23 protein-coding genes are annotated in these 23331 nt (G+C 61.6%); 6 read left to right on the top strand and 17 right to left on the bottom strand.

Annotation, left to right across the window (positions count from 1 at the left end; all coding sequences use genetic code 11):
• Positions 1-38: 38 nt before the first annotated feature.
• Positions 39-1664: an ABC transporter substrate-binding protein gene (locus AB4048_RS14435; protein ID WP_442202654.1), complete on the top strand. Its 1626-nt coding sequence runs from the start codon at positions 39-41 to the stop codon at positions 1662-1664.
• 69 nt (positions 1665-1733) lie between these two features.
• On the opposite strand, the gene AB4048_RS14440 is transcribed toward AB4048_RS14435, so the two are convergent.
• The 9 genes from AB4048_RS14440 to speB all read right to left on the bottom strand — a co-directional run bounded on the left by AB4048_RS14440 (position 1734) and on the right by speB (position 9747).
• The gene (locus AB4048_RS14440; protein ID WP_442202655.1) at positions 1734-2519 is read right to left on the bottom strand and encodes a carbon-nitrogen hydrolase family protein; all 786 of its coding nucleotides are present in this window, start codon (positions 2517-2519) and stop codon (positions 1734-1736) included.
• A gap of 8 nt (positions 2520-2527) precedes the next feature.
• Positions 2528-3328 (bottom strand): ABC transporter permease, encoded by an 801-nt coding sequence (locus AB4048_RS14445; protein WP_442202656.1) that lies wholly within the window; start codon positions 3326-3328, stop codon positions 2528-2530.
• Positions 3325-4179 (bottom strand): ABC transporter permease, encoded by an 855-nt coding sequence (locus AB4048_RS14450; protein WP_442202657.1) that lies wholly within the window; start codon positions 4177-4179, stop codon positions 3325-3327. Before AB4048_RS14450 ends, AB4048_RS14445 begins: the two co-directional genes overlap by 4 nt.
• Positions 4176-5213, bottom strand: coding sequence for an ABC transporter ATP-binding protein (locus AB4048_RS14455; RefSeq protein ID WP_442202658.1), 1038 nt, complete (start codon positions 5211-5213; stop codon positions 4176-4178). The genes AB4048_RS14450 and AB4048_RS14455 overlap by 4 nt, the downstream gene beginning before the upstream one ends.
• A 137-nt stretch (positions 5214-5350) precedes the next feature.
• Positions 5351-6439 carry an ABC transporter substrate-binding protein gene (locus AB4048_RS14460; protein WP_442202659.1) on the bottom strand — a complete coding sequence of 363 codons (1089 nt, stop codon included), beginning with the start codon at positions 6437-6439 and terminating at the stop codon, positions 5351-5353.
• A gap of 77 nt (positions 6440-6516) precedes the next feature.
• Entirely contained in the window at positions 6517-7164 is a 648-nt protein-coding gene (locus tag AB4048_RS14465) for an amino acid ABC transporter permease (protein WP_442202660.1), read from the bottom strand.
• The gene (locus tag AB4048_RS14470) at positions 7161-7829 is read right to left on the bottom strand and encodes an amino acid ABC transporter permease (protein ID WP_442202661.1); all 669 of its coding nucleotides are present in this window, start codon (positions 7827-7829) and stop codon (positions 7161-7163) included. Before AB4048_RS14470 ends, AB4048_RS14465 begins: the two co-directional genes overlap by 4 nt.
• Before the next feature lie 3 nt (positions 7830-7832).
• A complete protein-coding gene (locus tag AB4048_RS14475; protein WP_442202662.1) occupies positions 7833-8642 on the bottom strand; it encodes a transporter substrate-binding domain-containing protein in 810 nt (269 codons plus the stop codon).
• A gap of 43 nt (positions 8643-8685) precedes the next feature.
• Positions 8686-9747, bottom strand: coding sequence for an agmatinase (gene speB / locus AB4048_RS14480; protein ID WP_442202763.1), 1062 nt, complete (start codon positions 9745-9747; stop codon positions 8686-8688).
• 170 nt (positions 9748-9917) lie between these two features.
• Between speB and AB4048_RS14485 the strand changes: the two genes are divergently transcribed.
• Together AB4048_RS14485 and AB4048_RS14490 are read left to right on the top strand one after the other, a co-directional pair.
• Entirely contained in the window at positions 9918-10937 is a 1020-nt protein-coding gene (locus tag AB4048_RS14485) for a LysR substrate-binding domain-containing protein (protein ID WP_442202663.1), read from the top strand.
• Between the two features lie 26 nt (positions 10938-10963).
• Positions 10964-12136 (top strand): aminotransferase, encoded by a 1173-nt coding sequence (locus AB4048_RS14490; protein WP_442202664.1) that lies wholly within the window; start codon positions 10964-10966, stop codon positions 12134-12136.
• Here the strand turns inward: AB4048_RS14490 and AB4048_RS14495 are convergent, their stop codons facing one another.
• The 5 genes from AB4048_RS14495 to alr form a co-directional block, all read right to left on the bottom strand.
• Entirely contained in the window at positions 12137-12661 is a 525-nt protein-coding gene (locus AB4048_RS14495) for a GNAT family N-acetyltransferase (protein WP_442202665.1), read from the bottom strand.
• On the bottom strand, positions 12658-12948 hold the full coding sequence (locus AB4048_RS14500) for a type II toxin-antitoxin system TacA family antitoxin (protein ID WP_442202666.1): 291 nt from the start codon (positions 12946-12948) through the stop codon (positions 12658-12660). The genes AB4048_RS14495 and AB4048_RS14500 overlap by 4 nt, the downstream gene beginning before the upstream one ends.
• 179 nt (positions 12949-13127) lie before the next feature.
• A complete protein-coding gene (locus tag AB4048_RS14505; protein WP_442202667.1) occupies positions 13128-14237 on the bottom strand; it encodes a branched-chain amino acid ABC transporter substrate-binding protein in 1110 nt (369 codons plus the stop codon).
• Between the two features lie 283 nt (positions 14238-14520).
• Entirely contained in the window at positions 14521-15774 is a 1254-nt protein-coding gene (locus tag AB4048_RS14510) for a D-amino acid dehydrogenase (protein WP_442202668.1), read from the bottom strand.
• Positions 15775-15805: 31 nt separating this feature from the next.
• Positions 15806-16924 carry an alanine racemase gene (gene alr / locus AB4048_RS14515; protein WP_442202669.1) on the bottom strand — a complete coding sequence of 373 codons (1119 nt, stop codon included), beginning with the start codon at positions 16922-16924 and terminating at the stop codon, positions 15806-15808.
• 130 nt (positions 16925-17054) lie between these two features.
• Between alr and AB4048_RS14520 the strand changes: the two genes are divergently transcribed.
• The 3 genes from AB4048_RS14520 (at position 17055) to AB4048_RS14530 (ending at position 18435) form a co-directional block, all read left to right on the top strand.
• Entirely contained in the window at positions 17055-17516 is a 462-nt protein-coding gene (locus AB4048_RS14520) for an Lrp/AsnC family transcriptional regulator (protein WP_442202764.1), read from the top strand.
• Positions 17517-17650: 134 nt separating this feature from the next.
• Positions 17651-17881 carry a hypothetical protein gene (locus AB4048_RS14525; protein WP_442202670.1) on the top strand — a complete coding sequence of 77 codons (231 nt, stop codon included), beginning with the start codon at positions 17651-17653 and terminating at the stop codon, positions 17879-17881.
• 146 nt (positions 17882-18027) lie between these two features.
• The gene (locus AB4048_RS14530; protein WP_442202671.1) at positions 18028-18435 is read left to right on the top strand and encodes an ArsR/SmtB family transcription factor; all 408 of its coding nucleotides are present in this window, start codon (positions 18028-18030) and stop codon (positions 18433-18435) included.
• A gap of 214 nt (positions 18436-18649) precedes the next feature.
• Here AB4048_RS14530 and AB4048_RS14535 read toward each other — a convergent pair whose 3' ends face one another.
• The 3 genes from AB4048_RS14535 to AB4048_RS14545 form a co-directional block, all read right to left on the bottom strand.
• Positions 18650-19864 carry an MFS transporter gene (locus AB4048_RS14535; protein ID WP_442202672.1) on the bottom strand — a complete coding sequence of 405 codons (1215 nt, stop codon included), beginning with the start codon at positions 19862-19864 and terminating at the stop codon, positions 18650-18652.
• Between the two features lie 80 nt (positions 19865-19944).
• The gene (locus AB4048_RS14540) at positions 19945-21381 is read right to left on the bottom strand and encodes a M81 family metallopeptidase (protein ID WP_442202673.1); all 1437 of its coding nucleotides are present in this window, start codon (positions 21379-21381) and stop codon (positions 19945-19947) included.
• Positions 21382-21390: 9 nt separating this feature from the next.
• Entirely contained in the window at positions 21391-23310 is a 1920-nt protein-coding gene (locus AB4048_RS14545; protein WP_442202674.1) for a beta-N-acetylhexosaminidase, read from the bottom strand.
• Between the last annotated feature and the right edge of the window lie 21 nt (positions 23311-23331).

The raw sequence follows: 23331 nt of genomic DNA on the forward strand, positions 1-23331 counted from the left end.
AAAACCAAAGACAAAACAAACGAAGGGGTACTGAAAATATGCTTTTGAAGATGATATCGGGGCGTGCGCGTGCAGGCCTTCTTGCCTCAGTTGGAGCGGCGCTGCTTTGTGGCGCTGCCGCAACGCCCGCTTCCGCCAAGATGCTGGTTTACTGCTCGGAAAGCGCCCCTGAAGGTTTCGATCCGGCATTGTATGCTGCAAACAGCACCTGGGATGCCTCGTCCGAAACCATTTATGAACGGCTGACCACCTTCAAGGTCGGCACGACCGACGTCGTGCCCGGTCTCGCCGAAAGCTGGACGATCTCGCCGGACAATCTCGAATATACGTTCAAGCTGCGCCAGGGCGTGAAATTCCACAGCACCGACTATTTTACCCCGACCCGCGATTTCAATGCGGACGACGTGCTGTTCACCTTCAACCGGCAACTCCACAAGGATGATGCCTGGCACGGATATATCACCGGCGCGAACTGGGAAATGTTCGAGGCCATGGAAATGCCTGCCATCATCAAGGATGTCGTCAAGGTCGACGATCGTACGGTCAAGTTCGTGCTGAGCCAGCCGGATGCGTCGCTGCTTGCCAAGATCGCGCTCAACTTCGGCTCGATCATGTCGAAGGAATATGCCGATAAGCTCGCTGCCGCCGGTGACAAGACCGTGCTCGACCACAAACCGATCGGCACAGGCCCGTTCCAATTCGTCGACTATCAGCAGGATGCCGCGATCCGCTACGCCGCCAACGCAAACTACTGGGGCGGCAAGCCGAAGATCGACGATCTGGTGTTTGCCATCACGGTCGACGCATCAGCCCGCGCCCAACGCCTGAAGGCCGGCGAGTGCCAAGTGGCCGCCTATCCCGTTCCCGCCGACGTTCCGGCACTCAAGGCGGATCCCGATCTGACGGTCATGGAACAGCCGGGCCTCAACGTCGCCTACCTCGCCTTCAACAACCTGAAGGCGCCGTTCGACAACATCGAAGTCCGCAAGGCGCTGAACATGGCGATCAACAAGCAGGCGATCGTCGATGGCGTCTACCAAGGTATGGGCCAGGTCGCGAAGAACCCGATCCCGCCGAATATGTGGGGCTATAACGACAAGGTCACCGACTACCCCTACGACCCGGCCGCTGCAAAGCAGATGCTGGACAAGGCGGGCGTCAAGGATCTGAAGCTAAAGATCTGGGCGATGCCCGTTAGCCGTCCCTATATGCCGAACGCCCGGCGCGCCGCCGAAATGATGCAGGCCGACCTCGCCAAAGTCGGCGTCGGCGTCGAAATCGTCTCCTACGAATGGGCCGACTATCTGAAGCGGGCGCGCGACAAGGATCGCGACGGCGCGGTTATTCTCGGCGGCACCAGCGACAATGGCGACCCGGACAACACGCTCGGCTACTACTTCTCCTGCTCGGCCGTTGGCGGCAGCAATACGGCGAACTGGTGCTCGAAGCCGGTGGACGAGATCATCCAGAAGGCCCGAGTCATTTCCGACAAGGCCGAGCGCACCAAGCTTTATGAGCAAGCGCAGCAGATCATCCACGACGATGCGGCCTGGGTTTCCATCGCCCATTCGCGCGTCGTGCTGCCGATGTCGAAGAAGGTCGAGAACTACGTGATGGATCCGCTCGGCGCCCATCGCTTCGGTCAGGTCGACGTCGCGGAATAGTCGACACAAAAAGATAGGCCCGGACAAGCGCCGGGCCCAATCATTTGCGCTTGAGTTTTCAGGTTTCCGTCAACGCTGAACCGGCCGCGTCAGATCCGCAAGGTAGGTGTTCGACGCCCGCGAGTCGGCATATGCCGATGTATCTACCGTCGCGAGGAGCAGTGCCTCGCCCTCCGCCGGCGCTGCGGCGAGAAGCGTGCCGTCGGGCGCGGCAATGCGCGAGAGACCGGCATAGACGAATTCGCCATCCGCGCCGCAATGATTGATGTAGGCAACGAAAACCTGGTTTTCGAAGGCGCGCACCTGGATCATGTGCTCGGCGATGAAGCTGCCAGAGGTGCCCTTCGGCAACGCCGTCGGCACGACAACGACATCGACGCCCTCCTGCGCCAGACGGCGCACGTTCTCCGGAAATTCCACATCGTAGCAAATCAGCATGCCGAGTTTCATACCGCCGAGCGTGACGATCACGGAGGAGGGAACCTGCGGCCGAAACCATTGGCGCTCATAGTCGCCATAGAGATGTGACTTGCGATAAACCACGTTAGTGTCAGCGCCGTCAGTGAAGAGTGCGCTATTGAAAACGTCACTTCCCGCCTGCTCGGCAAAACCAGCGACGATGGCAATGCCGTTGTCGCGGGCGATCGCGCCGAGTTTGGCGGCGACCTCGCCATCCGCTGGGGAGGCAAGCCCGGGAAAGCGGTCGCCGGCCCCGTAGCCGGTCACGGCCAGTTCGGGTGCGATCAGCAATGCGGCGCCCTTGCCGGCTGCCTCCCGCGCAGCAGACGCGATACGGGCAAGATTAGTCTCGGTTTCGCCGGAGACGGCCTGCATCTGCAGCGCTGCCATTTTCATGTCGTCTCCTATTTGTCGTTGGACGGCATGGCGCCCAGCAGTTTCGGCAAATCGCCGAAGCGCGCCACGAGGCCGAAGACGGTGGCCGCGATCGCCACAAAGAGGATCGTCACCGACGCCATGGTCGGGGTGTAGCCATAGCGCAGCGCATTGAAGATCTTGATGGGCAGCGTCTGCACCGTGAAGCCGACCGTCATGTACGCGACGATATATTCGTTCAGCGACAGGACGAATGCGAAGGCGTACCCGGATACAAGATAGGGGCGGATGAGCGGCAGCACGACGGTGCGGAAGATGGTGCTGTCGTCGGCGCCCATGGTAGCCGCCGCCTCGACTAGTGAACGGTCTATCGCGGTGAAGCCTAGCGACAGCGTCACCAGCGGCAGGGTCACGAAGAAGATCGCATGGCTGATCACCGCCGTCCACGGCTGGCCGTAGAAGCCGGTCGTCGCCCAGAAGGTCAAAAGGCCGAGCGCGGTGATGACGGGCGGCAGGGTGAATGGCGCAATTCCGAGAAGCTGGAAGATATTTGCCCAAGGGGCGATGCGCCGCCAGAGGAACCAGGCGAGCGGCAGGGCGATCACCACCGCGAGCGCCGCCGACAGGATCGCCAACGTGAGAGATGCGATCAGCGCGTCGCGCCATTCCTGGTCGATGAAGATCTGGCCGTACCAGCTCATCGAAAAGCCCTGCGGGGGGAAGGTGAGGCTCTGCTTCTCGTTTACCGATACGCCGGCGACGACGATAATTGGCAAGGCCAGGAAGAGCCCGATGAGGAAGAAGTAAAGTCTTCTCAAGATGCTGGTCATGCAGCCTCTCCCTTGCGGCCGACGAGTACCGTCAGGCCCACCATCGCGAGCGTCACCAGCACCAGGAAGACCGCCATGGCGGCGGCAAACGGCATGTTCGACTGGTAGACCGCCTGGTCGGTTATGAGCACCGAGAGCGTCCAGTGTTGCGGACGTCCGAGAATCTGCGGCAGCAGATATGAGCCGAGCGCGAAGATGAAGACCATGATCAGCGTGGCGATGATGGTATTGCGCAGCGCCGGGACGACGACCGTAAAGAACGCCTTGACCGGAGATGCGCCAAGCGTGCGCGCCGCTTCCGTCAGTGTCGGGTCAAGACGGACGAGAGCTGGGTAGAGAATGAGGATCGTATAGGGCAGAGCCTGATAGACCATGCCCGTCAGCACCGCGCCGAAGCTCGGCGCGAGCGCAACGGCCTCATGCATGACCCCGAGCGTCACGAGAAGGTTGGTAATGCCGGCGGTGCGGGAAAACAGCGTCGACCAGGCAAAGCCGATGATGACTTCCGAAAGCGACAGGATCGAAAGCAGCGCCACCAGCCAGAGAACCTGCGCCTTGCGGCCCATCTTCGTCAGAAGATAGGTGAAGGGAATGCCGAGCACGACGCAGCAGACCGCAACGCAGATCGCCAGCATCAGCGAGAAGCCGAGCACCTTGCCGAAGAACAGGCTGATGAAGCGTGCGTAGTTGTCGAAGACGAAATCCGGCGTGTAGAAGCCGCCCTGCTGGCGCTTGAAGAAGCTGACGGCGATCATCGTGCCGAAGGGAATGACGAAGAAGACGGTGAGCATCGCCGCCGGGAAGGCGAGCGGTCCGTAGTCGGCAAGTGTCTGCGGCGGTTCGCGTCTCATTGCTTCAGCACCACGCAGACATCGGGGGTAAGCTTGACGCCGACCGCCTGGCCGACATTGACCGCGGGCCGCTCGCGCGGCGTCGAGACCGCGATCACCTGCGTGCCCGAAAGGTCGACGAAGGTTTCGATGGTGCCGCCGAGGTCGCGAATGAAGGTGACCTTGCCATTGAGCGCTCCGACGCCAGGGGCCGTCAGGTGGACGTCCTCCGGCCGCACGGAGATCGTCGCCTTGGTGAGCCCTTCCGGAAGCGCAACACCCTCGACCGCCTGGCCAAGAACGACAGCGCGGCCGGCGCTGTCGGCCTCGATGTCGAGCAGGTTGGTCGAGCCGATGAAGTCGGCGACGAAACGATCCGCCGGCCGCCGGTAGATCTCGATCGGGCTCGCTGCCTGCCGGATCTGGCCGCCGTTCATGACGACGACGGTGTCGGCCATCGTCATGGCCTCGCGCTGATCGTGGGTGACAACGATGGTGGTGATGCCGAGCTGCTGCTGCAGCTGGCGCAGCTCCACCTGCATCGCTTCGCGCAGTTTCGCGTCGAGCGCCGAGAGCGGTTCGTCGAGAAGGAAGAGTTTGGGGGAGATGGCAAGCGCGCGGGCGATCGCGACACGCTGGCGCTGTCCGCCCGAAAGCTTGTTGACGGGACGGTCGGCATAGCCGGTCAAGTGGATCATCGACAGGAGTTCGTCGACGCGCTTCTTCTGCGTCTCCTTGGCCACGCCGCGGATGCGCAAGGGGTAGGCGATATTCTCCCCGACGGTCAGATGCGGAAAGAGCGCCAGCGACTGGAAGACCATGCCGAGGTCACGCTTGTGCGTCGGCGTCGCGGTGATGTCCGCGCCATCAAGCACGATCGCGCCGCTCGTCGGCGTGTCGAGACCGGCGATCATGCGCAGCAACGTCGTCTTACCGCAGCCCGACGGCCCGAGCATGCACACGAAGGTTCCATGCGGCACATTGAGCTGGACGTTGTCGACCGCGGTGAAGCTGCCGAATTGCTTGGTGACGGTGTTGAGGGCTAGCCCGGACATGATCGATGTCTCGTTCTCTAAAAGAAGGTGGGCGTGGATGCATTGCGATGGGCGGCGAGGCCGCCACCGGCGGATCTCGCTTTCTTGACGATGCCGGGTCGGGCCACGCGTCCCGGCTCGGCTTGAGTGCCGAACGATCAGCCGACGATCAGTTCCGTCCACTTCTGGTTCAGCCAGTCAGATTTGGACTGGTAGAGGTCGTAGCGCGGAATGATCGGCTCGATATCCGAGGATACGGCTGCGAATTCCTTGTCCGTGAGATCGAGCAGCTCGCGCTTGACGGTCGGCGCGGTGCCGACCTTGCGTGACAGCGTCGCCTGGATCGCGGGCTGGCACATGTAGTCGATGAAGATATGGGCCTCTTCCGTATTCTTCGAGGCGCGCGAGAGCGCCCAGCAGCCGGAATCCTGGATGCCGCCTTCCTTCGGGAAGGTCGAGCGGACGTGGAAGCCGTCGGCGATCGCAAGCCCGGTCACGTCGTGGTAGTACTGACCCATCGGGATTTCGCCCGACTTCAGCGCCTGCTCGAACTGGGCCTCGTCACGATACCAGAGCCGCACGTTCGGCTTGACTTCGGCGAGCTTAGCGAAGGCCTTCAGGATGCCTTCCTCGGTGTCGAGGGCATTCGTGCCGCCGAAATGAGTCTTGGCCGTCACTTCCAGGAGGAATGAGTTGGAGACGAGCGCCAGGAGGCCGAGCTTGTCGGCGTTCGCCGGATCCCAGAGTGCCGCCCAGGAGGTGGGTGCTTCCTTGAAGACGTCGGTGTTGGTCACCAGCGTGATGTACCACGCAACCGCCCCGATGCCGGCGATGCGGCCGTCCGGATACTTGTTGACGAAACGATCGATCAAGCCGGAAGCGTTCTTCATCTTCGAAACGTCGATCGGTGTCCAGAGTTCGGTCGCCTGACCCTTGAGCATGGCGACCTGCGACATCATCGAAAGGTCGGCCGGTGCCTGGCCGGCCTTCGCGGCCTGCTCGAGCTGCACCAGCCAGGCTTCGCCCGTCGGTTCTGCGACGGATTCGATGGCAATGCCGGTCGCCTTGGTGAATTCAGGGAAGATATGCTGGTCGAATGACTTCTTGAAGTAGCCGCCATAGACGCCGACTTTCAGCGACTTGTCTTCGGCACGCAGGATGGACGGCATGGCCAGCATGGACACGCCGGCAAGGCCGGCGCCGAGTGCTGCGCGACGGCTGACGGGATGGTTCAGTAACTTACTCATTGCATTTCTCCCTCTATTTGCCGGCGCGGTCTCTGCGTCGGCTCGTTCCCTTGATTTCCAAAGACTTCAGACCTTGCTTAGTGCTTGGCGGCCTTCAATTCCAGCGCCTTTGCGTACCGCGTCAGCGGAAAGCATAAGGCAAAATAGATCAGCGCAACCATGCCATAGACCTTGAAAGGCTCGAACGTCGCATTGTTGATCGCGTTCGAGGTTCTGACGAGCTCTTCAAAGCCGATGATGGATGTCAGCGCCGTGCTTTTGATCAATTGGACAAGAAATCCAACGGTCGGGGCGCGGGTGATAGCAAATGTCTGCGGCAGAATGATCAGCCGCAGCTGCGCCAGATAATGCAGCCCGAGGCTGCGGGCGGCATCCCATTGCCCAAGCGGCAGGGCCTCGACACCGCCGCGCCAGATATCGGAGAGATAGGCGCTCGCATATAGGGTCAGGCCAATGGTTGCCGCGAGCCAACCGTCGATGCGGAAGCCGACCAGCGGCAGCCCGTAGAACAGCAGGAACAGCTGCATCAGCAGCGGCGTCCCCTGAAAGAGAGCGATGTAATATTCCGCGGCTCTGCGAAGGACGCGTCGCTTCGAGATCCTTAAGAAAAGAATTCCCAAGCCCGCGATGGTACCCCCGGTGAAGGCGACGATTGACAGAAGCACGGTCCATCGCGCGGCCAGCAGCAGATTGCGCACGATATCCCAGAAGGTGAACTCGATCATGAGACCCCTCCCGGAAGGACACGGTTTCCGGTCGCCACGAGCAGCTTTCGCAGGCCGATGCTGAGGCCGAGATAGATCATTGTTACGACAAAATAGGTTTCAAACGCGCGAAATGTCCGTGCTTGCAGCATATCGGCTTGGTAGGTCAGTTCCCGAACGGCAATCTGCGACACGACGGCGGATTCCAGCATCATGATGACGAACTGGCCGGTCAGTGCCGGAAAGATTACCTTCAGCGCCTGCGGCAGCACGATCTTGATAAAGACCTGTCGCGTATGAAGACCAAGCGCCAGCGCCGCTTCGCTCTGTCCCTTAGGCACGGCGTCGAGGCCCGCGCCGATAATCTCCGTGGTGTAGGCTGTCATATTCAGGGTCATGGCGAGAATGGCCGCGAGCACCGGATCCAATCGGATGCCGAGACTGGGCAGCCCGAAGAAGATGAAGAACAGCTGCACCAGGAACGGCGTGTTGCGGATGAGCTCGACGTAGGCTTCGATCGACCGACGGACGAGCGCATGTCGGCTGCGGCGTCCGGCGGCGCCGAGGATACTGAGCACGACGCCGGCTGTCGCCGACGCCGCAATCAGCAGCAGGGTCAAGGCCGCTCCGCTGGCGAGCGCGCCCATGGCATCGCGCAGCCACCCGAAGTCGAGCGTGTAGCCCACCGATCAATCCTTGAGGTTCTTGGGATCGAGCGGTGTCTTCAGCCAGGTCTTCGAGCTTTCGTCCAGCTTGCCGTCCCCCAGCATCTTGGCGACGGCATCATTGATCGCCTGCTTCAGTCGCGGTTCGTTCTTGTTGAGACCGATATGCGACGGCGACGTCATCAGCTCGAATTTCTGCTCCGGCTTCAGGGCTTCCTGCCGCGCAAGCACCTGGGCGCCGACATCGTTTCCGACGACCATCAGCTGCGTCTGACCGGAGATGAAAGCCTGGATCACGGAATTGTAGTTGTCGAAGCGCTTGATGTCGGCCGACGCCGGCGCCGCCTTGGTCAGCGATGTGTCCTCGAGCGTACCGCGATTGACGGCGATGCTCTTGCCGGCCAGGTCGTCGCTGTTCTTGATCTCCAACGCGGCCGGCCCGATCACGGCGATGTAGTACGGCGCGTAGGCGGCGGCGAAATCGATCACTTCCGCGCGTTCTTTGCTGTAGCCGACGCTTACGAGCATGTCGACGCGGTGCTCTGTCAGGTTTGCGATGCGGTTCTGCCCGGTTACCGGGACTGGAACCAGCTTCACCTTCAGCGCGTCGGCGATGTATTGCGCCACGTCGATGTCATAGCCTTTGAGGCTCATATCGCTGCTGGCCGAGGAAAACGGCGGGAAGTCGGCAAACACGCCGACGTTCAAAACGCCGGCCTTGGCGATGTCGTCGAGCGCGTCGGCATGGGCAATATTGGCCGCCAGTCCGAAGATGGTGCCGCCGACTATCAGCGAAGCCGCAAGCGACTGTTTCAGTTTCGAGTAGGCTTTCATCTTATTTCCTCTTGTTGTTATCTGCGGTGGTTACTGAAATGTCTTAGCTTTTCTTGCGGTTTGCAAATGGGCTGAACACCATGAGGCTCAATATCTCGAACAGAACCTGGGCGCCGGCATGAGCCGTATTGGTCGTTGCGTCATATTGCGGGGCGACTTCGACGACGTCGCCGCCGACGAGGTTGATGCCCTTCAGTCCGCGGAGCAATTCCAGGACCTCGCGGGTCGTCAGCCCGCCGATCTCGGGTGTGCCGGTGCCGGGGGCGAAGCTCGGATCCACGCTGTCGATGTCGAAGGACAGGTAGGTCGGGCCGTCGCCGACGATCGTCCTGGCCTTCTCGATGATCGCCGGCATACCCAGACCGGTCACTTCCTCGGCATGGATCACAGTCATGCCGGACTCGTAGGAGAATTCCCAGAGATATTCCGCCGAGCCGCGTATGCCGATCTGCACGGTCCGCGTCGGATCGAGCACGCCGTCGAGGACGGCGTTTCGGAACGGTCCGCCGTGATGGAATTTGGTATGATCGAAGGCGCCGCCGGTGTCGCAATGCGCATCGATATGGATCATGCCGACTGGCGCTTTACCGCCGACAGCCTTCAGGATCGGGTGAGTGATCGAGTGGTCGCCGCCGACCGACAACGGGATGACGCCGGCATCAACGATCTGGCGGGCGCGTTTTTCGATGTCCTCATGGCTGAGTTCCAGCCGGTAACGGCTCTGGAAAGGCACGTCACCGATATCGGCGACTCTCAGATCGAAAACCGGAGCGCAGCCGAGTGCGTGATTGTAGGGGCCGATGCGTTCGATCGCACGCAGGGCGCGCGGCCCGAAGCGCGAGCCGGGGCGATTGGTGACGCCGAGATCCATCGGCACGCCGATGATGGCGACATCAAGATTGCTGAGATCCGGATCGGCAGCATCGACCGGTCGATACGGCGCACTGAGAAAGGTCGGGACGCCGGCATAGGGGGCCAGGCGCGTGCCCTCCTTCGAGAAAATCTTGTCCGCCACCTTGCGGAATTCGGGGTCGAACAACTCGCCGCCGTGGCTCGCGCCGTATTTGCTGCGCAGTTCCTGCAGTTTTGCTGGATCGATTGCCATAGTGCCTCGCCAATAGCCGGCCGGAGGCACTTCTACGCCATAGGCCGATCTCATGCTGTTCCCTGGGTCTTCGCCCTTGTTGGCGTATTATCGTTACAAGTGGACTGGAAAAGCAATTGACGTTGTTGTAGCAAACGACGTGAGAAAAACTCACCTATCGCAGGGAACCCATGTCAAACCGGCTGCCGCCCCTCAATCCATTGCGCGCTTTCGAGGCGACAGCGCGGCGCGGTTCGGTTTCGGCGGCCGCGCGCGAACTCAACGTCACACATGGCGCCATCAGCCATCAGATCAAGGCGCTGGAGGAATCGCTTAATACGGCGCTCTTCGAGCGCGGCGGAAAACGGCTGAAGTTGACAGCGCAGGGCGCGCTCTTTTTGCCGGCAGTCACTCGAGCCTTCGGCGAGATCGCGGCTGCAACCGCCTTGATGAAGCGCCCGGCGACAAGCGGCGAGCTTGCAGTGGCCTGTGTTCCGGCGCTCCTGTCCTTTTGGCTGATCCCGCGCCTTGACCGTTTCACGCAGCAATATCCCGACATCCGTCTGACCCTGATCGCCTCCAACGATCCGGCGAACCTGCAGTCGCAGGACGTCGATATTTGCTTCCTCTACGGCAATGGCGATTGGCCCGACGTCTGGGGAAGGCGCTGGAGCACGCTGCGCCTCTTCCCGGTCGCAAGTCCGACCCTGTTGAACAGCCGCCCGCTGCGTTCGGTGCGCGATCTTGCCGACCACGTTCTATATCACGGTGACGACGGGCGCGAGTGGAACACGTGGTTTGCCGCTGCCGACGCGCTCGATCTCGGATGCAGCCGTCAACATTTCATGAGCGATGCGCGCCTTTCGATCGAAGCGGCACTTCACGGGCAGGGCGTCGCTCTTGGAGACACGATCACAGCCGGCAATCTCATCGCCAAGGGGGAGCTTGTCGTTCCCTTCGATTTGGCGGTGCCTGCCAACGACGCATTTTATGTCGCCTGCCGCCACGAAGTGCGTGCCGCCCCCATTGCCAAGGTCTTTATCGATTGGCTATTCGCTTCGCTCGAAGCGGAAAGCCTGCCGGAACCGCGAACCTCCGCTCACACACTGCTGAGGGCGCGGCCGGGCCGGACCGCACAGGGCGGTTATCAGCCCGTTTCGACTGGTGCGAAGCGAGCATTGCCGGCGCCGAGGCGCAAATCCAAGATTTGAACGTGAACGCAAACAGGAACTGAAAGATGCCCGTCTTCAACCCTCTCGTCGAAAAGCTCGTGCCTCCGCCCATTCCGGCTGTCCTCGCCTGGGCGAAGGACTACCGCGACCAGCACGGGCCGTTGATCGATCTTTCCCAGGCCGTGCCCGGCTATCCGCCACACCCCGACATGATGGGTTTGCTCGGCAAATATGCGAGCTCGACCGCTTACACGGGCTACGGGCCGATCGAGGGGGAAACGGTACTTCGACAGGTCTACGCCGACCATGTCTCGGACGTTTATGGCGCAACGGTCGGATTGGATAACGTCCATATCACAGCCGGCTGCAACCAGGCCTTCGTCTGCGCGGCCATGGCGGTGGCCGGATCAGGCGACGCCGAGCTGATGACCAACCCCTTCTATTTCAATCAGGAAACGACGCTGGCGATGCTCGGCATCCGCAGCCGTTTCGCGCCCTGCGACCCGAAAAACGGCTTCTTGCCTAAGATCAGTGTTCTCGAGGCCGCAATCACGCCCGACGTTCGCGCGCTCGCGATCGTCTCGCCGAACAACCCGACCGGCGCCGTGTATCCGCCAGCCCTGATCTCCGACATCTTCGATCTCTGCCAGGCACGCGGCATCTGGTTGATCCTCGACGAAACCTATCGCGATTTTCTCCCCGCCGGTGCCGGTCGGCCGCATGACCTGCTGACAAAGCCCCGCTGGGAAGAAACGCTGATCGGCCTCTACAGCTTCTCGAAATCCTTCTGCATTCCGGGCCACCGCCTGGGCGCGATCACTGCCGGTGCCGAGACGGTCACACAGGTGGCGAAGATCATGGACAATCTGCAGATCTGCGCGCCGCGCGCCGCGCAGGCAGCCGTTGCCGAGGCGTTGCCGCGCCTTGCCGAATGGCGTGAGGAAAACCGAAGGGAGATCGGGCGGCGAGCAGAGGCGCTGAAAGCCACGATGGCTGGAATTCCCGCCTGGGAAGTGGGCGCGGTCGGCGCCTATTTCGCCTTCATCCGCCATCCCTTCGAAGCGCGGACTTCCAGCGAGGTAGCGGAGGCGTTGGTGCGCGAGGCGGGCGTCCTCTGCCTTCCCGGTATCTATTTCGGCGAAGGCCAGGAACGCTACCTTCGCTTCGCTTTCGCCAATGCCGACGCGGCCACCATCGGGCTCTTGAGCGATCGCCTTTCGCGACTGAGCTTGCTGTAACTAAAGCGTCTGCCCGACTGCTTCGAGCGCCGCCGCGATCGTCGCGAGCGGAAGCACGAGGGAGTGTGGCGAGTCGATTAACTGATGCGCGCCTAGCGTCTTGTACCATTCGGCCACGCGGTCGTTCTTGGCGTCGATCGCCATGACTACCCCGCCAACTTCCATTGCAGCGCGTAGACAGCGCCTACCGGCGGCGAGGACGAACTGGCCGCCTAATCCCTGCCCCTGCAGAGCGAGGACCACCGCCAACCGAGTCAGTCGAAAGCCCGGCACCTCATGGCGGCCCAGTCCTTGCCGGATTGCTGCCGGCACCTTCTCCGGCTCGATCGATGTGGGAGCAAGGCTGTAGAAACCAAGGATCGATTGCCCATCGGCGTCGTCTATCGCGAGGAAGGTTTTCGAGCCGCCGAGGTCATGGCTTTGACGGGCATAGCGCTGCAGAAAATCGTTTAGTTCAGGATCGCCGCAATCAAAGGATTTGCGATCATGCTGTTTTCCAATCGCCTCCTCATGCCACGAGATCATTTAGACTTCGGCAACGCGAGTGCGGCAGCCAACAATTTCTCGTTTGGCGCGGGCGGGTTTTCAAGCAGGTCAAGGATGCGCAGGTAGTCGCGCTCCGATACCTTGATAGCCTCGGCCTCTTTGATCACGGCTTCCGCTTCGCGCAACGAGGACTGCGTCACGAAATTGGTGAGGTCGGTATTGCGAAGCGCGGCCGCACGCACCAGCTTGGCTTTTGCCGCCGCCGCGATGCGCAGGTTCAGGCGTTCGTTATCTTCGACTGCCACTCTGGGCACGGTTGCCTCCATCTGTACTCTTTAAAACCGTACACGAATTTCCGGTTGCCGTCCATGCGTGTGTTTTCAAAGCGTATAGAGGATTACCGGCGAGCTAGCCATTTTCAACCCGGCCCTACGGATCATCCAAAACGACTGCCGCCGGCGAGCGGTTGCGCGCCGGCGGCAGGATCGATTGCTTCGGACGCTGTTTATTCGACCGGGACGATCTTGCCGTTTTCCCACTTGAACATGGAGAAGCTCGGCGAGGTGAGGTCGCCGGTTTCGCCGTAGGTCAGCTTGCCGATGCTGGTCTGGATCGGCCCGCCGCTCTTCAGGGCGGCGGCGACGGCGGCGGAGTCTTCGGCGCTGCCCACCTTTTCGATACCGGCCTTGAGAACTTCGACGGCGGCGAAGGCGTTCAGCGTGAATGCTTCAGGCGGGATGTTGCGCGCCTGGAGGGCTGCGACCGCGGCCTTGGAGTAGGAGCTCTTCAGCGCATCGGAGGCGTTCGTGAACATGGTGCCGGCGGCCGCTTCGGTGCCGATCGTCCAGAACTCGCTGTTGGAGAGGCCATCGCCGCCGATGATGGTGGCGTTGAGCGAAATGTCATGCAGCTGACGGGCCAGCAGGCCGCCTTCCGGGTGGTAGCCGCCGAAGTAGATGATGTCGGCCTTCTCGGCCTTCAGGCGCGAAGTAAGCGCACTGAAGTCTTTTTCGCCGGGCGTCAGCGCCTCGTAGAGCACCTCCGTGATGCCGCCAGCGTTCAGCGTTGCCTTGAAGGCGTCCGCCAGGCCCTTACCGTACGCGCCCTTGTCATGGATAACGGCAATGCGCTTATCCTTGAAATGCTTCAAGACGAAATTGCCGGCGACTTCGGCCTGCTGGTCGTCGCGGCCGCAGGTGCGCAGCACGTTCGTCAGGCCGCGCTTGGTCAGATCCGGTGCGGTTGCCGTCGGCGTTACCATCAGCACGCCGTTTTCAGCGAGCACGTCCGAAACCGGAATGGCGACGCCTGACGTCACGGGGCCGACGACGAAACGCACGCCGGCGCCGACCAGTTGGTTCGCGGCCGAAACACCCTGCTTGGGTTCGCCGGCGTCGTCAGCGAGCTTGAGGACGACATTCTTGCCGGCAATCCCGCCCTTCTTGTTGATTTCGTCGACCGCAGTCTGGGCGCCGTTCTTTACCTGATCGCCATAGGCGGCGACGGGCCCGGTCAGCGGGGCAATCAACCCGATCACCAGATCCTCGGCCTGCGCGAGCGGCGCAAACGCAAGCGACGCCAAAAGGCTCGCGCCCATCAATGTCTTAAAACGCATTTTTTCTCTCCTTGGGAGCTCGATGAGCCCTTGTCTTAGGCCTCAAACGCCGCATTGGGACATACCAAGCCGCCCGCAGGGGCGTCATCCAGGGCAGCGCGGGCGATGGGGCCGGCTGAGAGCTGAATCATTTTTGACTCAGAAAACCCCTCTTGCCGGCGGTTTCTCTAGAAAAACCGCGTCGGTTTCGCAAGAAAATAACACGCGCACTGCCAGAGCGGCAAATATTGAGGGATTTTTCGCCCGACGGCACGCGTCGGAGTACGCAGAAAAACGACGAGCCTCAGCCGTAGCGGCGGATGGAAAGATCCTCGTCGACGATCTCCGGTTTGCGGCCGCTGATGCGATCCGCAAGCACCCGGGCCGACCCGCAGGCCATTGTCCAACCGAGCGTGCCGTGCCCGCAATTGAGGTAGAGGTTGCCATATCGGGTTGTTCCGATCACCGGCGTGCCGTCTGGCGTCATTGGCCTGAGCCCGCTCCAGAAGGTCGCGCGTTTCTGATCGCCAGCACCACCAAATAGATCCTCCACGGAATGTTCGAGCGTGGCGCGACGGGTGGGCGGCAGGTCCTTGCTGAAGCCGGCGATTTCCGCCATGCCGCCGACGCGGATTCTGTCGCCGAGGCGGGTGATGGCAACCTTGTAACTCTCGTCCATGATCGTGGAAACGGGTGCACGGCTTTCATCGACGATCGGGACGGTGATCGAATAGCCCTTGACGGGATAGACCGGCAGCCGCAAGCCGAGCGGCCGCAGAAGCGCGGGGGTGTAGCTGCCGAGAGCTGCGATGAATACGTCGCCTTCGACATCACCTTCGCCCGTTTCGACGGCGACGACGCGGTCGCCTTGGCGACGCAGCGCACGGATATCGACGCCGAAGCGGAATTGCACGCCAAGCGCTGCAGCGCGCTGGTGAAGCTCGTTGGTGAATTTGAAGCAATCGCCCGTCTCGTCGTTCGGCAGACGCAGACCGCCGACGATCTTTTCTCGGACGGCCGCAAGGCCGGGTTCGGCTCCTATGCAGCCGGCCGGATCGAGCACTTCAAACGGAACGCCGTCGGCGGCAAGAACTTCGATATCCTTGCCGATACCGTCCAGCTGCTTCTGGGTGCGGAAGAGCTGCAGCGTGCCCTGGGTGCGATGATCATATTCGATTCCCGTCTCTTGGCGGAGCTCGATCAGACAGTCGCGGCTATATTCGGCAAGTCGCACCATGCGGCCTTTGTTGATCGCGTAGCGCGCCGAGGTGCAATTGGAAAGCATCGCCGCGACCCAACGCCAGGTGGCGGCGTCGAGCATTGGCCGGATGATCAGCGGCGCGTGTTTCATGAACAGCCACTTGATCGCCTTCTGCGGAATACCCGGCGCCGCCCAAGGTGAGGCGTAGCCGGGCGAAATTTCGCCGGCGTTGGCAAAACTGGTTTCGAGGGCCGGCCCCTTCTGCCGATCGATCACGGTCACCTCGTGCCCAGCTTTGGCGAGATAGTAGGCGGAGGTCACGCCGATGACGCCGGCGCCGAGGATTGTGACTTTCATGCCGATATTCCTGTTAAGTGGGGTGAGGCCGTCAGCGGTATTCGCGGTGGTAGCGGTGACCAAGGCTGGTCAGAATTTCGTAGGCGATCGTTTGGGCGTCGGCCGCCAGCTGCTCCAGGCTCTGGTGCGGGCCGATGATCTCGACGAGGCTGCCCAGCCTGATCGCGCCTGGTGGAAGCGCCGAGATATCGACGGTGATGCTGTCCATCGATACGCGCCCGACGATCGGCAGACGTACGCCCTGAAAAAAGACCGCACCGCGGCTACTCAACTGCCGTGGCAGGCCGTCGGCATAGCCGCATGCGATCGTCGCCAGCCGCGTTTCATGGGCGGTGACGTGGGTCGCACTGTAGCCGACCTTGGCGCCGGCGGAAACGGTGCGCGTCTGCACGACGCGGACTTGCAGGCCGACAACGGGCCGCATCGGGTTCGTCTCACCTGCGATCGGCGCTCCGCCGTAGAGCGCGATACCCGGGCGCGCCAGCGCACCGCGATAGTCGGGCCCGAGAAAAATGCCGCCGGAATTGGCAAAGCAGATGTCGAGGCCTGGAAATTGCGCGGCAACGTCCCGCATTGCCGCCTGCTGATCGGTATTCTGAACGCTCTGCGGTTCGTCGGCGGAAGCGAGGTGGCTCATCACGAAGAGAGGCTCGATCCGGTCAAGAAGCGTGGGATCGGCAGCAAGCTCGCCGCGTTCTTGTGGCGACAGACCGAGACGCGACATGCCGGTGTCGAATTGCAACACGGCCGGCAGGTTCGTGCTTTTAAGCTCCGCCACTCTGCGCCAGTTCGCCACCTGCTCCAGCGAGTTGAGGACCGGAACGATCCCGCTTGCGGCGCAGGTAGCTTTGCTGCCTGGCTGCAGCCCGTTCAGCACGAAAATACGGGCGTCCTTTTGAAGGATGGGCCTGAGCTTCAAGGCCTCGCCGAACTGCGCGACGAAGAAGTCGCGACAGCCGGCATCATAGAGGATCGGAGCAATCCGCGCCGCGCCGAGGCCGTAGGCGTCCGCCTTCACGACCGCCGCTGTTTTCGCCGGCGCCATCAGTTGCTGAAGCGACAGATAATTGTCGCGCAAAGCCTCAAGATCGATCGACAGGCAGCCCGGCGCGCTGTCGCGCGCAATTTGATCGATTACGCCGTAGTCCATGGTCCCGTTCTCCTCACGACGACGCGCGCAATCTAGTGAAATAATACGTGAAAATCCGATCAATTCGCTTCCGATTATTCGAAGAAAGCGTTACTTTTCGAATTATTGTGCAGATTTTGAAATAATCGAGATTTTGATAGTGGATGCCATAGACCGCAATATCATCCGTCTCCTGCGTATCAATGCCCGCATGAGCAATACCAAATTGGCAGCGGACGTCGGTCTGTCGCCTTCGGCCTGCCTGCGGCGCATTCATCTGTTGGAGGAGGCGGGGACCATCCAGGGCTATACGGCCGTGATCGGGGGTGCGTCAGGCGAGGGCGGCATCGCCGTCATCATCAACATCACCCTGGAGCGGCAGACCGAAGAGCACCTCGATCGCTTCGAGGCAGCGGTCCGCAAGTATCCCGAAATTCGCGAGTGCTATCTGATGACGGGCGGTTCGGACTATCTGCTCAGGGTCGAGGTCGAGACGGCAGGCGATTTCGAGCGTATTCACAAGGACATTCTTTCGACATTGCCGGGCGTACTCAGAATTCATTCGAGCTTTTCGATCCGCAACGTTCTCGCGACCCGACCCAAGCGCCGCTAGATGGCGTGTGCGGCCCGATTCAGAAATTTATCTTGAAGCGGCGGGAAGATGGTGGCTGAATGCTCGCATTGAACGTCACCAGACACGGGCGGTGCCACGTTGCAACGTCCGGACGAGAAAAGGGGCGACCCGCAATGCCTCCAAAGGAAATGGACGACGTACTGATCAATCTGCCGTTGCGGATCGGGGCCTATGTGCCCGAAGATCTGCTGGAAGACTGGTTCGCGCCGATGACCGGTATGAGCCCGGTCAGCAAAGCAGCGCTCGATCGCGCCGTGGCCTACGGCCGGCGCTTCGACTGCGAATTCAAGTATTATCCCGAACGATTGGAAGGTGTCTTCTGGAAATATGTGCCGGCCCTATAGCCGGAACTTCCAGCAAGACTGAGCAGTTGCGGCAGCAAAGGGCTGCCCATCGGCACAACGATGCGTATTTTTGAAAAATATCCCACATCGCCTAAATGTGCGGATAGATTGTAATTTATCACTTTGAGAAAATCTGAGGTAAGGTCGTGAGTATCACGTTGAATGATCCGCTCTTGAAGCGCAAGGCGGACCTGTTGTCGGTCATGGGCAATCCCACCCGACTGGAAATCTTGCGGCATCTTTTTCAGCAGGAATGGACGGTCGGAGCCTTGGCCAGCCGACTTGGCCTCAATCAATCGGCGCTATCCCAGCATCTCGCAAAACTGCGCCTGCATGAGTTGGTGAACACACGGCGCGAGGCGCAAACCATCTACTATTCCGGAAACAAACCCTGCGTCCGGGCAGTGCTCAACGCAGTAGGCACGGCTTTCGCGGATACCAACTTGGCCGAGGATGCATCGGCACTGCAATCACGTGTCTCGACTGCTCGGCCGGGTGCCGTGGCACCTTCCTTCGCGATGCCCTGGCAGAGCAACGCGCGCGTACGCTCCTGATCTTCGCGACGTGGATGGGCATACCGGCCTTGAGGAAAAGGAGAAGCGGTCGCGAGCTTGAATATTTCCTTTACCGAATATTCACCCTCCTCGGGCACATTGCCTTCGGTCGCAAAAGGTATTGCGTATGCGGCCGTCCTCCTCACTTTCGCGTTTTGCGATTCCCTCGACCGCTCCGTCTCCACCTTGAATCCGATGGAGATGCGGGCGGGGTCTATAGACGACCCCGAAGGTTGGTCGCGCGCCTTTCCAGGATCAGCAGCAACAAGAGACCGACCGTCCCCGCGCCGGCGCCCAGGATCGCCGTGCCGGAATATCCGCTCGCCCAGGTGCCGATGGCAAAGAGCAGTGCGCTGATACCGCCACCCAGGAACATGTTCACCGAAATCAGCGCGCTCCCAAGGCCCGGCCTCTTAGCGATCAGATCCTGCAGGTAGGTAATCGGGATGCTGATCAGGGCTGCCGCGCCGATTCCGCTAGGAATGGTCAGCGCATAGACATGCCATGGCAGGGAGGAAAAGCCGAGGAGAGCGAGATAGACCACGTAAATCGCGGTGCCAACGACAAGCGCGGTCACGTGGTCGAGCCGCCTCTGTGCTGCACCCCAGCCGAAGATGAAAACGATCTCCAAAAAGGCGACGATGCCGACGATAACGCCGATGTCAGTAACTTTTCCCTTGGCCGCGCCAGTCATGATCAGCGGCAGCACGGCGCCGTTGACGTGCAGCGTCGAGGTGATGAGCGACACCGCCAGCACGCGGATAAAGATCCGTGGCGAAAGGACTTCGGCGAAGGCTGCCAAGTGCGTCAGCCGTTCTGGCGCAGTATGCCCGGCGCCAGCCTGGCGGGGAAGGAAGAATACGAGGATAGCAAGGCAGATGCCGCAGGCGATCGCGGCAATCAGATATGCCGGCAGCATGCTGTCAGCCTGCGACAGGATAAAGGCGACGATGCCGGGCACCAGTACCCAGGCAAGGGAAATGGCGGCTCTCACGCCTGAGTTGATCGCGGGGACATCCTGTCCACCCATGCGGTTGGTTGTCGCGCGAACGTTGGCAAAGAGGAGCGGGTTGATCGCATTGAAGACCGGCAGCAACAGCAGCGCGCTTGTGACGAAGATAGCTGGCGCCGGGATAGCATAGACGAGACCGTAGCCCGCGAGCCCGAACGCCGAGACACCGAGCAGCATGCTGCGATAGTTGCCAAGGCGATCGGCGAGATTGCCGACGGATAGGCTGACAATGACATTCACGGCGGCTGCGGCAAGCATGAGTGCCGAATAGGTCGAGTTGCTGAGCCCCAGCTCCCGGATGCCGATCACCGACTGATAGGGCGACGTCGCCGCTCCCGCGAATCCGTAGAGGAAAATCGCGAGCGTGCTGACGCGGATCGTCGGATGGCGAAAGACGGCTGGCAGAGAAAGGGACATGAGATTGCAAAATCAGAGGGAGAACAGCCGCAACTAGCCGCCAGAGCCGGCGATCGCAAGCGCAAAACGACCGGACGATTTTAGCCGCTCCAGCGCTTGGAAAAGCGAGCTTGTGGTCGGAAGTCGAAGTCACGATCGAAGGGAAAGACCGGGCGGCTCCGGTGGTTGCTCGCAAGGTGCTCGATATCTTGATTGACCACGCCCTCAGTCAGCGCCATCAAGTTCGGGTTGGCGATCGGCGCGAGTTCGGGCGAGAGATAACCGGATTTCACGACGAGCAGCCGTACCGTCTTAGGATCGAGGCCGAGCTGCGCAAAATCCGCGATGTTGTGATAGGGGCGACGCCGGGCAGCAAGCACGATGGTGATCCCGGCGCCGCGCACGACGGCTTGCCGATCGGCCGCCGCGCCCGGATCGTCGAGGCGAAGGACTTCCGCCTCCAGTACGGCCGGCACGCTTGCGGGATCGAGACTGGCGCCTATCCGAACCTTGAGGCGGCTGCCCACCCCTGAAGCAAAACAGGCCTCGACCGCAGGGCGGTCGGTAATTCCAGCGACCAGCGCGCCCTCAATATTTCGCCCCAGGAGCGCGTTCAGAACATCGGCGCGGTCGCCGACCCCACCGCCCGTCGGGTTGTCTGCGGAATCGGCGAGGATGACGGGCGCGGTATTCGACCTCTCCGCGATATCAAGCATGTCGGCGAGCGGGCCGGTGACGGAGCCAAAGGTAAACTGCCGGCGGGCCGCCCAATAGCCAGCCGCGATCTCTTCGGCGGCCATTGCCGCTGCTGCCCTGTCGCTGCCGGTAACGACGGCGCAGGCGGTTGCGCGCGGCTCGTCCGCCCAAACGTAGCCAACCATAAGGTTGGCGTCGAGAATACCTGATCGCTTGTCGAAGTCTAAGAGCTGGCCGTAGAGGCCCTTTGCCGGCTCGTCCTCCGTAGAGGTGCATTCGCCGGGCAACAGCACGGGAATGCGCGCCCAGGCGATGCCAGGGCGCTTTCCACTCCTCAAGCAATCGACGAGCATGGACCAGGCGCGCACCATGGTTTCCCGCACATCGATGTGCGGCGCGGTTCTGTAGGCGGCGAATATGTCGAGTTGGTCGATGATTTTCTGGCTGACGTTGCCGTGCAGATCGTAGCTTGCGGCAATCGGGCAGTCCGGACCAACGATCTCGCGGGCCGCCGCGATCCAGTCGCCCTCGGCGTCGTCCATGCCTTCGACTTTCACGGCCCCGTGCATGGCGAGATAGAGCCCGTCGATCGGCAAAGCGGCTTTCAGCAGTGCCAGAAATTCGGCCTTGAACGCCTCGTAGGCCGCCAGCGAAACTGGGCCGCCCGGGACGGCGCGGGCGTGGAGGAGAGGGATGTGGTCAATCCCGCTGTCGCCGATAAAGCTGAAGTATTCGGCCGCGAGAAGGTCCGCGCCCTCTAGGACACGAAAATCCTCGCGGTTCATCAGCACCGGCGAGTAGGTGCTGCACTCGGTGTGAAGGCCACCGACGGCGATACGCATGGGCTTCCCCTACAATCTTGGGCTCAAGGGAACGATCGCGGCGAAGCGGTGCCAGTCCTTCGCAGCCTTCGGTGTCCACGCGGCTTCCGCGATCGCGGGCAGGCGCGGGAAGACCAGGCGGTTGAAATAGCCGCGCGACAGAAAATGCTCCGACCAGATGCAGGCCTGCACGCCCTTCATCCGGCCACGCAGCTCTTCGGGAAAGTCGCCTTCCGCCTCGTAGCCGTAGGTGTGCGCCGGTGGCACCGTGCCAGCCCAGCTCGCACCCGGCTCCTGCCACGCCTCCGCCTGTACCATATCGAGGTAGTAGGCCTGGCCGGGCGTCATCACCACCTCGTAGCCTTCGCGGGCAAGCTCGATGCCGACCTTCGGATTTTCCCAGGCCATCAGCAAAGTGCCTTCGGCCGAAACGCCGCCACCATGGGCGACCTCGTTCCAGCCGGCGAGCTTGCGCCCGCGCGCCGTCAGCATGTCCTTCACGCGCTTCAGGAAATAGGACTGCAGCGCGAACGTGCCGGAAATGCCTTCCTTCTCCATGAGCTTGCGGGCGAGCGGCGAGGCGAGCCACGACCCGTTCGCCACCTCGTCGCCGCCGACGTGAATATATTGCGAGGGAAACAGCGTCACCATCTCGTCGAAGACGGTCTCGAGGAAAGTGTAAGTCGCAGGGATCGCGGGATTGAGCGCGTTGTTCGGATAGCCCTGCACGGAGTGATAGCTCTCAGGCGCTTCCTGACCGTCGCTCAAGTCCGGAAGTGCCGTCAGTGCTGCGGTGCTATGGCCCGGAATGTCGATCTCGGGTACGACCTCGACGTTCAAAGCGAGCGCGTGGGCGACGATGTCGTGCACGTCTTCCTGCGAATAGAACCCGCCGACGGGATCGGCGCCGTTTCCGAGTTGCGGCAGCATCGGCTCGTCGGGTCCGCGCAGCACGCCCGTCGTCGTCAACGCCGGATAGGCCTTGATTTCCAAGCGCCAGGCCTCGTCGTCGCTTAGGTGCCAGTGGAAGATGTTCAGCTTGTACCAGGCGAGAATGTCGATCAGCCGCTTGACGTCAGCGACTGGATAGAACTGCCGCGAAACGTCGAGGTGGCATCCGCGCCAACCATAGCGCGGCTGGTCCTCGATGCTTCCGGACACTGGAAAGCGGAATTTTTTAGGTTCGCTGCGCGCGCCGTGTAGCAGCTGGGCGAGCGTGGTCAGGCCATATTGCCGTCCCGCAGCACCGGAATAGGATAACTCAACCGTGCGATCGGAAAACCGCAAGCCATAGGCTTCCGGTGCAAGGGTCTGCTCCACGACGAAACGCAGCGCTCGACCCTGCGGCGACGGCGCAAGATTGAAGGGAGCGTGGCCGGCTTCAAAGAGGCGGTAATGGAGCGCCAGGACCTCCGAGACCGACCGCAGGCAGTCGCGATCGGTTCCTGCGACAGGGTAGAGCACGACTGGAAAATCATCGCCGGGCACCGCTTCGATTTCTGCCGGCCAAGGCTGCAGCGCAAACGGCAGCTCGAGCTTGCCTTCCGGCAGAAGAACGGGCGGCGGCTCGCTCGCGCGGCCGTCCAATAACAGGTCGGATACGGCGACGGGAACTTGCCTTCCGTCGGCCAGCGTCAGATAAGCGGATTTGGCGCCGTCCGTGCGATGTTGTGCCGTTCTATGGAGACCGCTGACGGTGAACGTCCAACTTGCCCCCGGCGCCAGCGATAGCCCATTCGGCGGGGCGAATTCGTGAAAGTTGGCGTTGCGTCGCAGGAAGACTGCGTTCTCGCACGCTTTCGGGTCGATGACCCGGGTGAGGGACGTATAGACGAGACTGAAACCGGAAAGCGGCGCGTCGTTGAGATTGACGAGCGTGAAGGTGAACCGGCCGTTCGGCCCGCCGTTGGGGTTCCATGTGCTTTCCAGGCGATAGGGCGTCGGCTGCATGCTTGTTCCTCGTCGAAGGCG

The sequence above is a fragment of the Rhizobium sp. RAF56 genome, from assembly GCF_052113965.1.
In the GTDB taxonomy this organism is placed as follows: domain Bacteria; phylum Pseudomonadota; class Alphaproteobacteria; order Rhizobiales; family Rhizobiaceae; genus Rhizobium.

What these genes read in the sequence shown, in the direction of transcription:
- AB4048_RS14435 (WP_442202654.1), top strand. Translation starts at nt 39, where the DNA reads ATGCTTTTGAAGATGATATCGGGGCGTGCGCGTGCAGGCCTTCTTGCC.
- AB4048_RS14440 (WP_442202655.1), bottom strand. Translation starts at nt 2,519, where the DNA reads ATGAAAATGGCAGCGCTGCAGATGCAGGCCGTCTCCGGCGAAACCGAG.
- AB4048_RS14445 (WP_442202656.1), bottom strand. Translation starts at nt 3,328, where the DNA reads ATGACCAGCATCTTGAGAAGACTTTACTTCTTCCTCATCGGGCTCTTC.
- AB4048_RS14450 (WP_442202657.1), bottom strand. Translation starts at nt 4,179, where the DNA reads ATGAGACGCGAACCGCCGCAGACACTTGCCGACTACGGACCGCTCGCC.
- AB4048_RS14455 (WP_442202658.1), bottom strand. Translation starts at nt 5,213, where the DNA reads ATGTCCGGGCTAGCCCTCAACACCGTCACCAAGCAATTCGGCAGCTTC.
- AB4048_RS14460 (WP_442202659.1), bottom strand. Translation starts at nt 6,439, where the DNA reads ATGAGTAAGTTACTGAACCATCCCGTCAGCCGTCGCGCAGCACTCGGC.
- AB4048_RS14465 (WP_442202660.1), bottom strand. Translation starts at nt 7,164, where the DNA reads ATGATCGAGTTCACCTTCTGGGATATCGTGCGCAATCTGCTGCTGGCC.
- AB4048_RS14475 (WP_442202662.1), bottom strand. Translation starts at nt 8,642, where the DNA reads ATGAAAGCCTACTCGAAACTGAAACAGTCGCTTGCGGCTTCGCTGATA.
- speB (WP_442202763.1), bottom strand. Translation starts at nt 9,747, where the DNA reads ATGGCAATCGATCCAGCAAAACTGCAGGAACTGCGCAGCAAATACGGC.
- AB4048_RS14485 (WP_442202663.1), top strand. Translation starts at nt 9,918, where the DNA reads ATGTCAAACCGGCTGCCGCCCCTCAATCCATTGCGCGCTTTCGAGGCG.
- AB4048_RS14490 (WP_442202664.1), top strand. Translation starts at nt 10,964, where the DNA reads ATGCCCGTCTTCAACCCTCTCGTCGAAAAGCTCGTGCCTCCGCCCATT.
- AB4048_RS14495 (WP_442202665.1), bottom strand. Translation starts at nt 12,661, where the DNA reads ATGATCTCGTGGCATGAGGAGGCGATTGGAAAACAGCATGATCGCAAA.
- AB4048_RS14500 (WP_442202666.1), bottom strand. Translation starts at nt 12,948, where the DNA reads ATGGAGGCAACCGTGCCCAGAGTGGCAGTCGAAGATAACGAACGCCTG.
- AB4048_RS14505 (WP_442202667.1), bottom strand. Translation starts at nt 14,237, where the DNA reads ATGCGTTTTAAGACATTGATGGGCGCGAGCCTTTTGGCGTCGCTTGCG.
- AB4048_RS14510 (WP_442202668.1), bottom strand. Translation starts at nt 15,774, where the DNA reads ATGAAAGTCACAATCCTCGGCGCCGGCGTCATCGGCGTGACCTCCGCC.
- alr (WP_442202669.1), bottom strand. Translation starts at nt 16,924, where the DNA reads ATGGACTACGGCGTAATCGATCAAATTGCGCGCGACAGCGCGCCGGGC.
- AB4048_RS14525 (WP_442202670.1), top strand. Translation starts at nt 17,651, where the DNA reads ATGCCTCCAAAGGAAATGGACGACGTACTGATCAATCTGCCGTTGCGG.
- AB4048_RS14535 (WP_442202672.1), bottom strand. Translation starts at nt 19,864, where the DNA reads ATGTCCCTTTCTCTGCCAGCCGTCTTTCGCCATCCGACGATCCGCGTC.
- AB4048_RS14540 (WP_442202673.1), bottom strand. Translation starts at nt 21,381, where the DNA reads ATGCGTATCGCCGTCGGTGGCCTTCACACCGAGTGCAGCACCTACTCG.
- AB4048_RS14545 (WP_442202674.1), bottom strand. Translation starts at nt 23,310, where the DNA reads ATGCAGCCGACGCCCTATCGCCTGGAAAGCACATGGAACCCCAACGGC.